A 12676-nucleotide genomic window follows, 5' to 3' on the forward strand; every position below is an offset into this window, starting at 1 on the left:
GGCCCCGCCTCCCTCAGGCGGCCCGCGACCGGCGGGCGAGGAGCTTGCCCAGTTCCCAGACGAGCAGCAGCGCGACGGCGGACAGCACGGCCCAGCCGAACTGCCCCGCGTCGATGTCGGTCGTACCGAGCATGCGCCGGAAGCCGTCCATCTGGGTGGCCATCACCGCGAGCACGAACTGCGCCAGCGCCGTCCAGTTCATCTGCTTGCTGTCGAAGGCGGAGGTCGTCAGCACCGACTCCGTCTCGCTGCGGCATTCGAACGCGGCCACGATCAGGCACAGCGCGAAGGCCGTGAAGGCCACCGACCGCCCCACCTCGACGCTGCCGAAGTGGGACCGGCCCAGCTCGATCAGGCCGAGCAGGACGATCGTGATCGCCAGCCCGCCCAGCCCCACCGTGAGCAGCACCGACCGGGTCAGCACGGACTCCCCCCGGGGCCTCGGCCGGCGCCGCATCAGCCCCGGGCTCTCCCGGTCGAAGCCGAGCGCGAAGCCGAAGGAGGCGTTCACGACGAAGTGGATCCACAGCACCTGCGGCGGGGTGAAGGGCTCACCCGCCGCGATGTTGAACACCGTCGCCCCGAGGAAGGTCAGCACGAAGGTGACCAGCAGGAGCAGCACGAACCGGATGTACTTGGTGAGGTTGTCGTAGATCGTCCGGCCCTGCTCCACGGCGTAGACGATCGTCGCGAAGTTGTCGTCGGAGAGGATCATGCGGCCGGCGTTCTTCGCCACGTCCGTCCCGCTGCCCATCGCGATACCGATGTCGGCCGCCTTGATGGCGGGCGCGTCGTTGACCCCGTCCCCGGTCATCGCCACGACCTCGCCCTTCTTCTTGAGCGTGTCGGCCAGCAGCACTTTGTGCTCCGGCGCCACCCGCCCCACCACGCCGATCGCGTCGATCCGGGCCAGCCGCTCCTCCTCGCTCAGCGCCGCGAAGTCGGCGCCGAGCACGGCCTCCCCGGGGATGCCGATCTGCCGGGCGATCGCCGCGCCCGTCGTGACGTCGTCGCCGGTGACCAGGCGCACCCGGATGTGCGCCGCCCGCGCGTCGGCCACCGCCGCCTTCGCCTCCTCGCGGGGCGGGTCCACCATGCCCACCAGGCTGCTCATCCGCAGCTCCGTGACGTACGCGAGCAGGTCGCCCGCCGGATCGAAGCCGGCCGGGTCCAGATCACGCGTGGCCGCGGCCATCACCCGGCGGCCCTCGCCGCCCATCCGCTCGCTCTCCTCCTGCGCGCGGCGGCGCAGCGCGGCGTCCCACGGGACGGTCCCGCCCGCCGCGAGGGCCGTGGCCGCCCGGCCCATCACCGCCGGGGCCGCGCCCTTGACGAAGCAGCGCACGACCTCGCGCCCGTCGGCGTCGGTGGCCGCGTGGAAGGTGGCCATCAGCTTGTAGCCGGGGTCGAAGGGCAGGGTGGCCAGCCGGGGGAGGGCGTCGCGGGTGGCCTCGGTGTCCAGACCGGCCTTGTGCGCGAGGACGAGCAGCGCGCCCTCGGTGGGGTCCCCGACCAGCTCGCCGCCCACCAGCCGGGCGTCGCTGGCCACCACATAGGGCAGGATCGCGTCCTCGATGCCCGCCGCCGACCCGGCGGCGTGATGGACCTTGCCCTCCAGCCCGTAGCCCGTGCCGGAGACGGTGTAGCGGTCGGTGGGGCTCAGCACCTCGACGGCCGTCATCTGGTTCATCGTCAGGGTGCCGGTCTTGTCGGAGTTGATGGCCGAGGTGAAGGCCAGGGTCTCCACCGACGGCAGCTCCTTCACGATCGCGTTGCGCCGGGCCAGGTTCAGGCTGCCGACGGACAGGATCGCCTGCGTCACCGTCGGCAGGGCCTCCGGGATGGCGGCGATGGCCAGCGAGACCGCGCTGACGAAGAGCGCGTCCCACGCCTGGTCCCGCTGGCGCCCCAGCGCGAACATCACGACCATGGTCAGGCCCGCCGCGGCCGTGATCCACAGCGTCAGCCGGTCCAGTTCCCGGGTGAGGGGCGGTACTTCCCTCTCGGTCGTGGACAGCATGCCGGAGATCTTGCCCAGTTCGGTGTCCGCCCCCGTCGCCGTGACCACCATGACCCCGCTGCCATGGGTGACCGGCGTGTTCATGAACGCCGTGTTCGTCCGGTCGCCGGGCGGCAGCCCGCTGCCCTCCAGGGCGCCGGTCTCCTTCGCCGCCGGAACGCTCTCCCCGGTCAGCGCCGACTCGTCGATCTGCAGCGAACTCGCCGCGATCAGCCGCCCGTCCGCCGGCACCCGGTCCCCGGCGGAGACCAGCACCACGTCCCCGACCACCAGCCCCTCCGCCGGGATCTCCGCCTCCGCGCCGTCCCTGCGGACCCGGGCCGTGGCCTTCATCATCGATTTCAGCGCGTTCATCGCGCTCTCCGCCTTGCCCTCCTGACGCAGCCCCACCACCGCGTTCAGCAGGGTCAGGACGATCAGCAGGACGGCGGTGGTCCACTCCCGGATGAGCATCGAGACGGCCGCCGCGGCCAGCAGCACCAGCTGCATGTAGCTGCGGTACTGCGCCAGGAACCGCTGCCAGGCGGGCGTCCGCCGCTCCTCCGGCAGCGCGTTCGGGCCGTTCGCGGCGAGCAGCCCGGCCGCCCGGTCCGCCGCCAGACCGGCCGCGGGGTCCACCCCGAAGGCCGCCACGACCTCCTCGGGGGAGCGCGCGTACCACTCGGCCCCGGGTGTTCCGGGCGATCCCGCCGGGGGATCCGACCGTACCGTCATCGCCGCCTCCTACTCGGACCCGCGTCCGCCGGTCTCCTCCGGCGGGCGGTGCCGGCTCGCGTACGGATCGGCCTCGGCCCCGGCGGGGGCCTCGCGCTCCAGCCGCCGCCTCGTCACCTGGAGGTCCTTGCGGGCCTCCTCGCCCACGTCCGGGAACTGCGGATCGATCTCCATCAGGGTGTGCGCGAGGACGGCCGCCGAGCAGATCCGCGCGAACCACTTCCGGTCCGCGGGGACCACGTACCAGGGCGCCCAGCGGGTGCTCGTCGCGGACAGCATCTCGGAGAAGGCGTGCTGGTAGTCGTCCCAGCGGCGCCGCTCCCGGACGTCGGCGGCGGAGAACTTCCAGTTCTTCTCCGGCCGGTCGATGCGCTTGAGGAAGCGGATGCGCTGCTCCTCCTTCGACATGTTCAGGAAGATCTTCACCACCTTGAAACCGTTGTCGGTGAGATAGCGCTCCCAGCGGTTGATCTCCCGGTAGCGCCGGTCCCAGATGCCCGGCCCGAGCCCCCGCTCCGGCAGCTTCTGCCGCAGCAGCGCCTCGGGATGCACCCGGACGACCAGGACCTCCTCGTAGTGCGAGCGGTTGAAGATGGCGATCTCCCCGCGCGAGGGCAGCCGCTTGGCGTAGCGCCACAGGTAGTCGTGGTCCAGCTCCTCCGCGGAGGGCACCTTGAAGCTGCTGACCTTCACGCCCTGCGGATTGACCCCGCTCATCACATGGCGGATCGTGCCGTCCTTGCCGCCCGCGTCGAGCGCCTGGAGGCAGAGCACCACCCCGTACGTGTCCTGGGCGGCCAGCCGTTCCTGGTACTCCGCGAGCAGCGCCACCCCGGTCCGCAGCAGCTCGGCCCCGTCCCGCTTCCGGAGGTCCGCCTTGTACCGGGGGTCGAAGTCCCGGTCCAGCCGCACCTTCGACCCCGGGCGCACCCGCAGCGGCTCGATGAACTCCGCGATGCGTTCGGCTCTCGCGTCCGCCATGGGGCCAGCCCCTCTCCGCTCCGGGTACGGGACCACGGGCCGGCCGGGGGCCGGGACGGGGCCTCTCGTCGTCATTCTGGGCGCGACCGCACAAGATCGCCCCCGGACCGGGACCCGCCCGGGCCCCGGTCCGCGCCCGCCCGCCTATTCGCGGGCGAGCATGGCCTCCGCCTCGGCCTCCAGGTCGATGTACGGCTCCCCGCTGACGTCGACCGCGACGCGGTGCAGGGTCCCGCCCGAGAAGGTGAAGGGCGGGGCGCCGGTGTACAGCTCCGTGACGGGCTCGCCGGAGTCCCGGCCCACCGTCAGGCCCTCGCCCGCCAGGGTGAACCGGCCCGGCTGGGTCCGGATCCGCCCCTCACCGACCTTCCGGTCGCCGTGGTACAGGCTCAGCACGCCCGTGGCCACCCCCGGCGAGACCTCGCCGTCCTTGTCGAAGGAGGCGGCCAGGATCAGCCGCTCCCCGGTGGGCAGGTCCTCGCCCGCGGTGACCACCTGCACCTCGCTGCCGAGGTAGTTGTACACGTACGTCAGCCGGCCCTCGCGGACGAAGAGCGCGTGCCCGCCGAAGCGGCCGCCGTGCGCGAACAGCACCCCGGAGCAGCCCGGTCCGGGCAGGTCGGCCAGGGCGCCGATGCTGTAGGAGCGGTTGCGGATGTTGACCGCCACCGACTCCGGCACCTCGGAGCCCCCGGGGCGGTAGACGTAGCGGTTCCGGGGCGGTGTGAGCTGCGGGCGCGGCGTGGACAGGATCTCCAGCGCGGAGCGGTCGTCCAGCGGGAACGCCTGGTTCACGCCCGCCTCGTAGAACCACAGCCCGATCAGCTCCCGCAGCTTCCCGGGCTCCGCCCCGGCCAGGTCGTGCAGCTCGGAGCGGTCCTCGTCGGTGTGGTACAGCTCCCAGGTGTCCTCCGGGAACCGGCTCCAGCCGCTGATCGCCGGATGGGTGGTGACGGCCTTCCAGCCCCGGTGCCAGATGCCCCGCGTGCCGAGCATCGAGTAGAACTGCGTGCTCTTCGCGGACGGCTCGCCCGGCGCGTCGAAGGAGTAGCGCATGCTGACCCCCTGGAGCGGGACCTGCGTATGGCCGCGTACCGTCTCCGGCAGCCCGATGCCGAGGCAGTCCAGCAGGGTGGGCACGATGTCGACCGCGTGGTGGTACTGGGTGCGGACCTCACCGCGCGAGGCGATCCCGGCGGGCCAGGAGATGACGCACGGATCGCAGGTGCCGCCGTTGAAGGAGTACCGCTTCCACATCTTGAACGGCGTGTTGAAGGCCATGGCCCAGCCGTTCGGATAGTGGTTGTACGTCTCCACCCCGCCCAGCCGGTCCAGCATCGCCAGGTTCTCGGTGATGTCGTCGGGGACGTTGTTGAAGAACTTGTTCTCGTTGACCGAGCCGTTCGGGCCGCCCTCACCGCTCGCCCCGTTGTCCGAGACGATCACGAAGATCGTGTTGTCGAGCTGCCCGATGTCCTCCAGATAGGCCAGCAGCCGCCCGAACTGGTCGTCGCAGTGCGAGACGAACCCGGCGTACACCTCGGCCATCCGCGCGAACAGCCGCCGCTCGTCCTCGCTCAGCTCCGCCCACGGCCGGGTGCGGTCCAGGTCCGGGAAGGGCTCACCGCCCGGCCCGCTGCGCGTCCGCGGCGTACCGATCGGATTGACCGGCGGCAGCTGCGTGTTCTCCGGGACCAGCCCCAGCTCCTTCTGCCGGGCCAGGATCCGCTCCCGCATCACCTCGTAGCCCTCGTCGAACCGGCCGCGGTAGCGGTCGATCCACTCGCGGGGCGCCTGGTGCGGGGCGTGCGCGCAGCCGGGCGCGTAGTAGAGGAGGACCGGCCGCTCCGGGGCGATGGCCTTGACGTCGTCGATGAACTGGATCGCCCGGTCGGTGATGTCCGCCCCGAAGTGGTAGCCCTCGGAGGGCGTGGCGGGCGGCTCCACCGGGTGGTTGTCGTGCACCAGGTCCGGGTACCACTGGCTGGTCTCCGCCCCGAGGAACCCGTAGAACCGCTCGAAGCCGCGCCCCAGCGGCCAGTTGCGGCGGGTGGACGCGAGGGTGGCCTCGTCCTCCGGGCACAGATGCCATTTGCCGACCGCCGACGTGCTCCAGCCGCGCTCCACCAGCAGCTCGGCGAGGGTCGCGCAGCTCCCGGGAATATGGCTGTTGGCGTTGGGGAAACCGATCGCCGCCTCGCTGATGCAGGCCATGCCGACGGTGGTGTGGTTGCGGCCGGTCAGCAGCGCCGCGCGGGTCGGGGAGCACAGCGCGGTGGTGTGCCACTGGCTGTAGCGCAGGCCGCTCGCGGCGACCCGGTCGATGTTCGGGGTCTCGATGGGGCCGCCGTAGCAGCTCAGCGCCCCGAAGCCGACGTCGTCCAGGACCACGTACACGATGTTCGGCGCGCCCTCGGGCGCCTTCGGCTGCTCGTACGGGGACCAGTCCGGCACCGAGTCGCGGACATCGAGGCTGATCACGCCCTGGAACGTGTCGGACATGGGCCGTCCCTCCTGCACGGGCCGCCCGCCGAGAGCGTCCGGTACGGCCTCGGGCGGCGGCGGCACTCAGCAGTCTGCGGAGTGCGGCCGGGCGGCGCCCGCGCTGTCGTACGTACGGGTGACGCGCGCCCCGGGGCGCAGCACGCAGCGGAACCCGAGGTGGCAGGTGGCGGTCTCCTCCGTCTGGCCGGTACGGGCCGCCGGGCGGTAGCGCAGGCAGTAGTTCGGCGCGCACAGGTGCGAGCCGCCCTTGGTCACGCGGCGCGGGAAGCGCTCGCCGGTGGCCGGGCCGGGCGGGGGCTCCGCTTGTGGCTGTGGCTGCGGCTGCGCTTGCGGCTCGGGGCGTGGGCCGGGCGGGGCGCAGCAGGGGCGCGGGGCGGGATCGGGGTGGTGGTCGGTGTAGGGGTCGGCCGTCCACTCCCAGACGTTCCCCACCATGTCGTACAGCCCGTAGCCGTTCGGCGGGTACGAGCCCACCGGTGTGGTGCCGGGCTCCGGCCGCGCGGGGGAGGCGGGGAGGTACTGCCAGGGGAACTCGCCGTGCCAGGTGTTGGCCATGCGGCGGCCCCTCGGGGTGAACTCGTCGCCCCAGGGGAAGACCGCCCCCTCCAGCCCGCCCCGGGCCGCGAACTCCCACTCCGCCTCGGTGGGCAGCGCCTTGCCCGCCCAGGTCGCGTAGGCGTGCGCGTCCTCGTAGCAGACCTGCGTCACCGGATGCAGCTCCCGGCCGCCCGCCGCGCCCCCGGCTCCCCGCGGGCGCCGCCAGCAGGCGCCGGGCGCGTACTCCCACCACTGCCGCCAGTCGTCCAGACGGACCGGGCCGGGCGTCCGCCGGAAGACCAGCGCCCCGGGGACGAGGGCCGCCGGGTCGGCGCCGGGGTAGTCGGCGGGGTCGATCTCCCGCTCGGCGACGGTGACGTAGCCGGTGGCCCGGACGAAGCGCCGGAAGGCGGCGAGCGTCACGGGACGCTCGTCCATCCAGAAGCCGTCCACCGTCACCGGACGCACCGGCCGCTCCTCCGGATAGAAGCCCTCCGCGCCCATCAGGAAGGTCCCGCTAGGGACGGCGACCATGCCCTTGGGCGGGGCCCCGACCGTGCGCCGCGCTGTCTCGCTCACCCGCCCTACGGTGCCGCACGCGCGCGGCCGGACCGGGAAACGACGCGGGGGCGCACCGGTCGGGTGGACCGGCGCGCCCCCGTCGGGAGTGCGCGTGGCGCGGGGCGGGGCCCCGGGCCGCGAGCGGGCCCCGGCCGGGCAGGTGCCCCGGCCGGGAACGGCTCAGGAGCGGCCAGCGAGCTCCGGCTCCGGGTCCGCCTCCGGGCCGGACACCGAGGTCCGGGCCGCGATCTGCGGGTTGCGGGACTTGAGCACGGCCCAGCCGACGGCCAGGCAGACGGCCCAGCCGGCACCGACGTACAGGGAGACGCGGCTGTCCGGGTCGATGGCGATCATCACGGTGACCAGCAGCAGGAAGGCCACGGCGATCCAGCTGCACACCGTGCCGCCGGGGGCCGGGAAGGAGGAGGCCGGGAGCTTGCCGGCGACCACCGCGCGGCGGTAGCGGATGTGGCTGACCAGGATCATCATCCAGGTCCAGATGCCGGCCGCGGTCGCCACCGACATGACGTAGCCGAACGCCTTCTCCGGGACCACGTAGTTGAGGACGACGCCGATGCCCATGAGGGCGACGGAGAGGGTGATGGCCACGGCCGGGGTCTTGGTGGAGCTCAGCCGGCCCAGGATCTTCGGGGCCTCGGAGTTGGCGGCCAGGTCGCGCAGCATACGGCCGGTGGAGTACATGCCGGAGTTGCAGGAGGACAGGGCCGCGGTCAGCACCACGAAGTTGACGATGGCCGCGCCGGCCGGGATGCCGATCTTGGCGAAGGCCGCCACGAACGGGCTGACGCCCGGCTGGAACTCGGTCCACTTGACGACCATCAGGATCACGCTGAGGGCACCGACGTAGAAGACGATGATGCGCCAGGGCAGGGTGTTGATCGCCTTGGGGAGGGTCTTCTCCGGGTTCTCGGACTCGCCCGCGGTGACGCCGACGAGCTCGACGGCCAGGTAGGCGAACATGACGCCCTGGAGGGTCATCAGGCTGGAGCCGACACCCTTGGGGAAGATGCCGTCGAAGGCCCACAGGTTCGAGACGGCGGCGGTGTCACCGGCCTGGCTGAAACCGAAGGTGACGACACCGATACCGATCACGATCATGCCGATGAGGGCGGTGACCTTGACCATCGAGAACCAGAACTCGATCTCGCCGAAGATCTTCACCGAGATCAGGTTGGCGGCGTACAGGACCACCAGGAAGATCAGCGCGGTCGTCCACTGGGGCACGCTCGGGAACCAGTAGTTCATGTAGATCGCCGCGGCGGTCAGCTCCGCCATACCGGTCACGACCCACATGAGCCAGTACGTCCACCCGGTCACGAACCCGAAGAAGGGGCCCAGGAACTCGCGGGCGTACTCCGCGAAGGAGCCGGAGACGGGCCGGTAGAGCAGCAGCTCACCGAGGGCCCGCATGATGAAGAAGACGATCACGCCGGCGAGGGCGTACATGAGGATGAGGCTGGGCCCGGCCTTCGCGATGTTCGCGCCCGCGCCGAGGAAGAGGCCGACGCCGATGGCGCCGCCGATGGCGATCATCTGGACCTGGCGGCTGCCGAGTCCGCGCTCGTAGCCCTCCCCGGGCGTATCGCCCTTGGTCGCTCCGTTGTCGCCGTGCTGCTGTTCGACGTGCGTCGAGGTCATGCCGTGGTGCGCCTTTCCGCTCCATGCCGAACCGCGCCGCGCTCGGCTGCGGATCGGGTTCCGATCCCCCGGATGGTTGATGGAGTTGCTGCCGGCGGTCGGCCGGCTCCAGCGCCCCTGCGACGGACGTGGGTGGTGTCCGGCAGGCGGTCGTGAAGATGTATCACGTCATCCGAGTTCGGACCGTGGGGTACATCACGGGCAAAACCACTGAACGCCCCCGACCAGGTCCAAAGACCCTTGTGTGATGACTGGATCGTTATTCGGATCTGAGGTTCCGCTGAGCGAACGCGGAATGACAACGCGGCAAAACGTGCCGGACGCCGCGCCAAACGGGCGTGTCCGGTCACGCAGGGTGACGAAATGGGGATAGATGTATACGGTCGGTACTTCTGGGGGTGCTTCCGGGGTACTTCTGGGGCGCATCGCGGGGGAAAACTGCCCGCACCGGCCCGGGCCCGGGAGGGACGGGGCTCAGACCACGGAGAGCAGGTCCACCACGAAGACCAGCGTCGAGCCCGGGGGGATCAGCGGGGAGGGGGACTGGTCGCGGTAGGCCAGGCGGGGCGGGATGGTGATCTCGCGTCTGCCGCCGACTCTCATGCCGCGGATGCCGCGGTCCCAGCCCTTGATGACCCGGCCCCCGCCCACGGCGAACTTGAACGGCTCGCCGCGGTCCCAGGAGGCGTCGAACTCCGCCCCGGACGCGAAGGTCACCCCCACGTAGTGCACCCGCACCACCCGCCCCGGCTTCGCCTCGGCCCCGTCGCCGACGATCAGGTCACGGACGGCCAGCTCCTCCGGAGCCTCGCCCTCCGGCCGCGCGATCTCGGGCTTCGTCATCTCGCTCATCGCGCCCACCCTAGCTTTCGGCGTCAGCGGTACGGCGATGCGGTACGCCGGGTGCGGGAGGCCCTGGCCGAGCGGGCGGCCGTCGCGGAGTCCTGGAGGGTGCGGCGCAGGAGGCGGGTGGCGGCGGCGCGGTGCCCGGCGCGGCCGGGGCCCTCGATCAGCTCGACCTGGTCGACGAGGTCGAGCAGGCGGCGTGGCTGCGGCTGCCAGTTGTACGCGAAGAACGCCGTGCCGTACGCCTCCAGCCGGTGCGCGAGGCCGAGCAGCGCGTGCAGGCCGGCCACGTCGAGGAAGGTCAGCCGCCGCATGTCGCAGGCGACCACGTCCGCGTCCCTGTACTCGGCCCGTACGCCGTCCAGCGCGGGCCCGGTGTCGAGGTCGAGCTCGCCGCTCGGAGCCAGGTGCACGGTCGGGCCGTAGCGCTTCACCGTCAGCCGGAAGTCCATGCCTCAGTCCCGCCTCGCCGGAGGATTCGCGCCGCACAGGGCTCTGCCCCGGAACACCTCCGACGCTACGCTCAATGCCCGCGAAACGAAACGCCGGAGGGGGATGCCGGGCGTCTCACCCGTGTCGGAGCTGCGCGAAGTTCGTTCTCCGGCCGTGCGGCTTCGTTCCCGGGGCTGCGTCCGGCGATACGGAGGTGTGAGGGTCGATGCGGGACCCATACGTGCGGGGGAAGGAGCGGCGGACATGGACAGGGAACTGAGGATCAGCCACCGTCCGGCGCCTCCGGGCACCCGGGTGGTGGCACTCGCCGGTGAGGTGGACCTCATCTCCGTGCCCCGGCTCGCGGACGCCCTGAACGAGGCACTGGCCGCCCTGCCGCTGCCGCGCATACTGGTCGTCGACTGCTCGGGCCTGGAGTTCTGCGACTGCGCCGGGCTGAACGAGCTGCTGCGCGTCCGCCGGGCCGCCGGGGCCGCCGGGACCGCCTTCCGGCTCGCCGCGCCCAACCGGCAGGTGGCCCGCCTGCTGGAGCTCACCGGCACCGAGGCCGCCTTCGACGTGCTGCCGAGCACGCCCGCCCCGGACGCCGCCCGGTCCACGTACCGCCGCCCCGCTACCGGGCGCGGCGACCGCCGCACCGTCGCACACGCTCCCCGCCTGGCGCGGCCGGAGGTGATCGGCATGCGGGCGCGGACCGAGGCCCTGGCGGTGGAGGCGGCCCGCCAGGTCAAGGACGGCCAGTGGGAGCTGTCCGTGTCGGAGACGGAGCTGGCCCGCTTCACCGCCGAGCACCTGGCACACGCCGTCGGCCCGCCCGCCGACCAGCGCGGACTGCCCGTCATCGAACGGCTGGAGCGGCTGCGGGAAGCCCTCGCGCACGTGGCCATGGCCATCGCCCGTACGCACGGCCAGCTCGCCTGGTTCCTCGCGCAGAACGCCGAGGCGCTGGCCCCGGTCCTGCACTGGCGCACCCTGACCGCCGGACCGGGCCAGTCCTTCGGCACGGTGGTCCCGACGCCCGCGGAACTCGCCGACGCCGAGGACGCCGTACGCCGCCTCCAGACGGCCCTGGCCGGCCTGAGCACGGCCGCGGAACAGGTCACCAGCCGTCTGAGACCGGAGATCGCCCCCTGAGCGGAGCGTTGCGGGGCGGGCTGGGGTGCGACGAGCAGGACCGCCGCAGCGGAGCGGGCTGGAGAAAGCGGGCATGCGAGGCGAACCGGCCGCTCTGCCGGTGGCGAGGCGGTACCGGCAGATCTCCGACGCCGCAGAGCCCAGCGCGGCGATCGCCGCGCTGCACGGTCCCACGCTGCTGCGCCCGCCGGCGTACGGAGGCCCGGTTCATCGGGGTGGGTGCGCTGCTGCACAGCACGAGTGAGGGTTCTCCCTGCGGACGGGCCCGATCACCGTCCGCACGCTGGGCGTGGAGCACCGGGTGGCGGCGGGCTCGTCCTTCCTCCACCCGCAGCGGCCGGCCCGCTACGTCCTGAACGAACTCGCGGGCGACGTCCTCGCGCTAGCCCGGCCTCGACGTCGTCCGGCCGCCTCGCAGCGATCTGGCGGGCGACCGTGGACTACTACATCCGCGGGCCGATGACCGCCGCGGCACCGCCCCGCCGCCCCAGCCGCTGCTGAACGCCTCGGTCGCGCTCACCGCGTTCCCGAACACCACGATGACCGATCCGCCGCACGCGGGGCCGGGGGACACCGTCCGCCGCGCCGCCCTGCGCCGCGTACGCCTGGCACGCGCGCACGCCGACCTGCTGGCGGCCGAGCCGCACGGCGGGGTGCGGGTGCAGGGCGTGGCCCGCCGCTGGGGCTTCGCGAAGCCGGGCAGCTTCTCGGTGGTCTACCGTGCCCTGTACGGCCGGTCCCCGTGCGGCAACCGGCCGACACCGCGCGCGGAGCGCCCGTACGCCGCCCGGGTGATCTTGCCCCCTCACCAGGTGAGGGAAGTACTCACGCGGGGGCGCGGGGCGAAAACGTGGCCGGGCCGGACCGCCCGGCACCCTCGAACCAAGGACACACGATGCGCCTCCGCAGCACCCTCCTGGCCCTGGTCGGCGCCCTGCTGATCGCCACGTCGGTGACGAACTCCGCCCACGCCGCCCAAGGCGAGTTCACCTACCGCGGCAGCCTCGGACTCCCGCGCCACCTCTCCGACCCGGAGAGCGGTGAATGCGTCAACCTGCCGTACACCACCGACCTCACGCCGGGCTCCGCACCCGGGAACCTCACCGACAGCACGGCCACCGTCTACCTCGACTTCGACTGCACGGGCGACGTCTTCTACGTGATGCCCCCCGGCAAGCACCTGGGCCCGCGCCTCAAGCTCCGCTCGGTCGTGTTCAGCTGACCCCACCGCTGCCGACCCCGTAGCGAGCGCAGCGACAGGCTCTG

The 12676-nt window shown here is 72.5% G+C and carries 10 protein-coding genes; 3 read left to right on the forward strand and 7 right to left on the reverse strand.

What is annotated here, in order from left to right; genetic code table 11:
* Positions 1 to 13: 13 nt before the first annotated feature.
* From ABZ873_RS00300 to ABZ873_RS00330, 7 genes are all read right to left on the reverse strand, one after another.
* Positions 14 to 2734 carry an HAD-IC family P-type ATPase gene (locus ABZ873_RS00300; protein WP_360863315.1) on the reverse strand — a complete coding sequence of 907 codons (2721 nt, stop codon included), beginning with the start codon at positions 2732 to 2734 and terminating at the stop codon, positions 14 to 16.
* A gap of 9 nt (positions 2735 to 2743) precedes the next feature.
* The gene (locus ABZ873_RS00305; RefSeq protein WP_360863317.1) at positions 2744 to 3715 is read right to left on the reverse strand and encodes a polyphosphate kinase 2 family protein; all 972 of its coding nucleotides are present in this window, start codon (positions 3713 to 3715) and stop codon (positions 2744 to 2746) included.
* Between the two features lie 144 nt (positions 3716 to 3859).
* A complete protein-coding gene (locus tag ABZ873_RS00310) occupies positions 3860 to 6217 on the reverse strand; it encodes an arylsulfatase (protein ID WP_360863319.1) in 2358 nt (785 codons plus the stop codon).
* Positions 6218 to 6283: 66 nt separating this feature from the next.
* Positions 6284 to 7336, reverse strand: coding sequence for a formylglycine-generating enzyme family protein (locus ABZ873_RS00315; RefSeq protein WP_360863321.1), 1053 nt, complete (start codon positions 7334 to 7336; stop codon positions 6284 to 6286).
* Positions 7337 to 7498: 162 nt separating this feature from the next.
* Positions 7499 to 8977: an amino acid permease gene (locus ABZ873_RS00320; RefSeq protein ID WP_360863323.1), complete on the reverse strand. Its 1479-nt coding sequence runs from the start codon at positions 8975 to 8977 to the stop codon at positions 7499 to 7501.
* Between the two features lie 474 nt (positions 8978 to 9451).
* The gene (locus tag ABZ873_RS00325; RefSeq protein ID WP_360863325.1) at positions 9452 to 9829 is read right to left on the reverse strand and encodes an FKBP-type peptidyl-prolyl cis-trans isomerase; all 378 of its coding nucleotides are present in this window, start codon (positions 9827 to 9829) and stop codon (positions 9452 to 9454) included.
* Positions 9830 to 9852: 23 nt separating this feature from the next.
* A complete protein-coding gene (locus ABZ873_RS00330; RefSeq protein WP_360863327.1) occupies positions 9853 to 10275 on the reverse strand; it encodes an STAS domain-containing protein in 423 nt (140 codons plus the stop codon).
* A 244-nt stretch (positions 10276 to 10519) separates the two neighbouring features.
* Between ABZ873_RS00330 and ABZ873_RS00335 the strand changes: the two genes are divergently transcribed.
* From ABZ873_RS00335 to ABZ873_RS00345, 3 genes are all read left to right on the forward strand, one after another.
* Positions 10520 to 11410: an STAS domain-containing protein gene (locus ABZ873_RS00335; protein ID WP_360863329.1), complete on the forward strand. Its 891-nt coding sequence runs from the start codon at positions 10520 to 10522 to the stop codon at positions 11408 to 11410.
* Positions 11411 to 11949: 539 nt separating this feature from the next.
* The gene (locus tag ABZ873_RS00340; protein WP_360863331.1) at positions 11950 to 12351 is read left to right on the forward strand and encodes a helix-turn-helix domain-containing protein; all 402 of its coding nucleotides are present in this window, start codon (positions 11950 to 11952) and stop codon (positions 12349 to 12351) included.
* Positions 12306 to 12632, forward strand: a complete 327-nt coding sequence (locus ABZ873_RS00345) for a hypothetical protein (protein ID WP_360863332.1) — start codon at positions 12306 to 12308, stop codon at positions 12630 to 12632. The genes ABZ873_RS00340 and ABZ873_RS00345 overlap by 46 nt, the downstream gene beginning before the upstream one ends.
* The last annotated feature ends 44 nt before the right edge of the window (positions 12633 to 12676 follow it).

This window comes from Streptomyces sp. NPDC047014 (assembly GCF_040644195.1).
Lineage (GTDB): Bacteria > Actinomycetota > Actinomycetes > Streptomycetales > Streptomycetaceae > Streptomyces.

What these genes read in the sequence shown, in the direction of transcription:
- ABZ873_RS00335 (WP_360863329.1), top strand. Translation starts at nt 10,520, where the DNA reads ATGGACAGGGAACTGAGGATCAGCCACCGTCCGGCGCCTCCGGGCACC.
- ABZ873_RS00325 (WP_360863325.1), bottom strand. Translation starts at nt 9,829, where the DNA reads ATGAGCGAGATGACGAAGCCCGAGATCGCGCGGCCGGAGGGCGAGGCT.
- ABZ873_RS00340 (WP_360863331.1), top strand. Translation starts at nt 11,950, where the DNA reads ATGACCGATCCGCCGCACGCGGGGCCGGGGGACACCGTCCGCCGCGCC.
- ABZ873_RS00330 (WP_360863327.1), bottom strand. Translation starts at nt 10,275, where the DNA reads ATGGACTTCCGGCTGACGGTGAAGCGCTACGGCCCGACCGTGCACCTG.
- ABZ873_RS00310 (WP_360863319.1), bottom strand. Translation starts at nt 6,217, where the DNA reads ATGTCCGACACGTTCCAGGGCGTGATCAGCCTCGATGTCCGCGACTCG.
- ABZ873_RS00320 (WP_360863323.1), bottom strand. Translation starts at nt 8,977, where the DNA reads ATGACCTCGACGCACGTCGAACAGCAGCACGGCGACAACGGAGCGACC.
- ABZ873_RS00305 (WP_360863317.1), bottom strand. Translation starts at nt 3,715, where the DNA reads ATGGCGGACGCGAGAGCCGAACGCATCGCGGAGTTCATCGAGCCGCTG.
- ABZ873_RS00345 (WP_360863332.1), top strand. Translation starts at nt 12,306, where the DNA reads ATGCGCCTCCGCAGCACCCTCCTGGCCCTGGTCGGCGCCCTGCTGATC.
- ABZ873_RS00300 (WP_360863315.1), bottom strand. Translation starts at nt 2,734, where the DNA reads ATGACGGTACGGTCGGATCCCCCGGCGGGATCGCCCGGAACACCCGGG.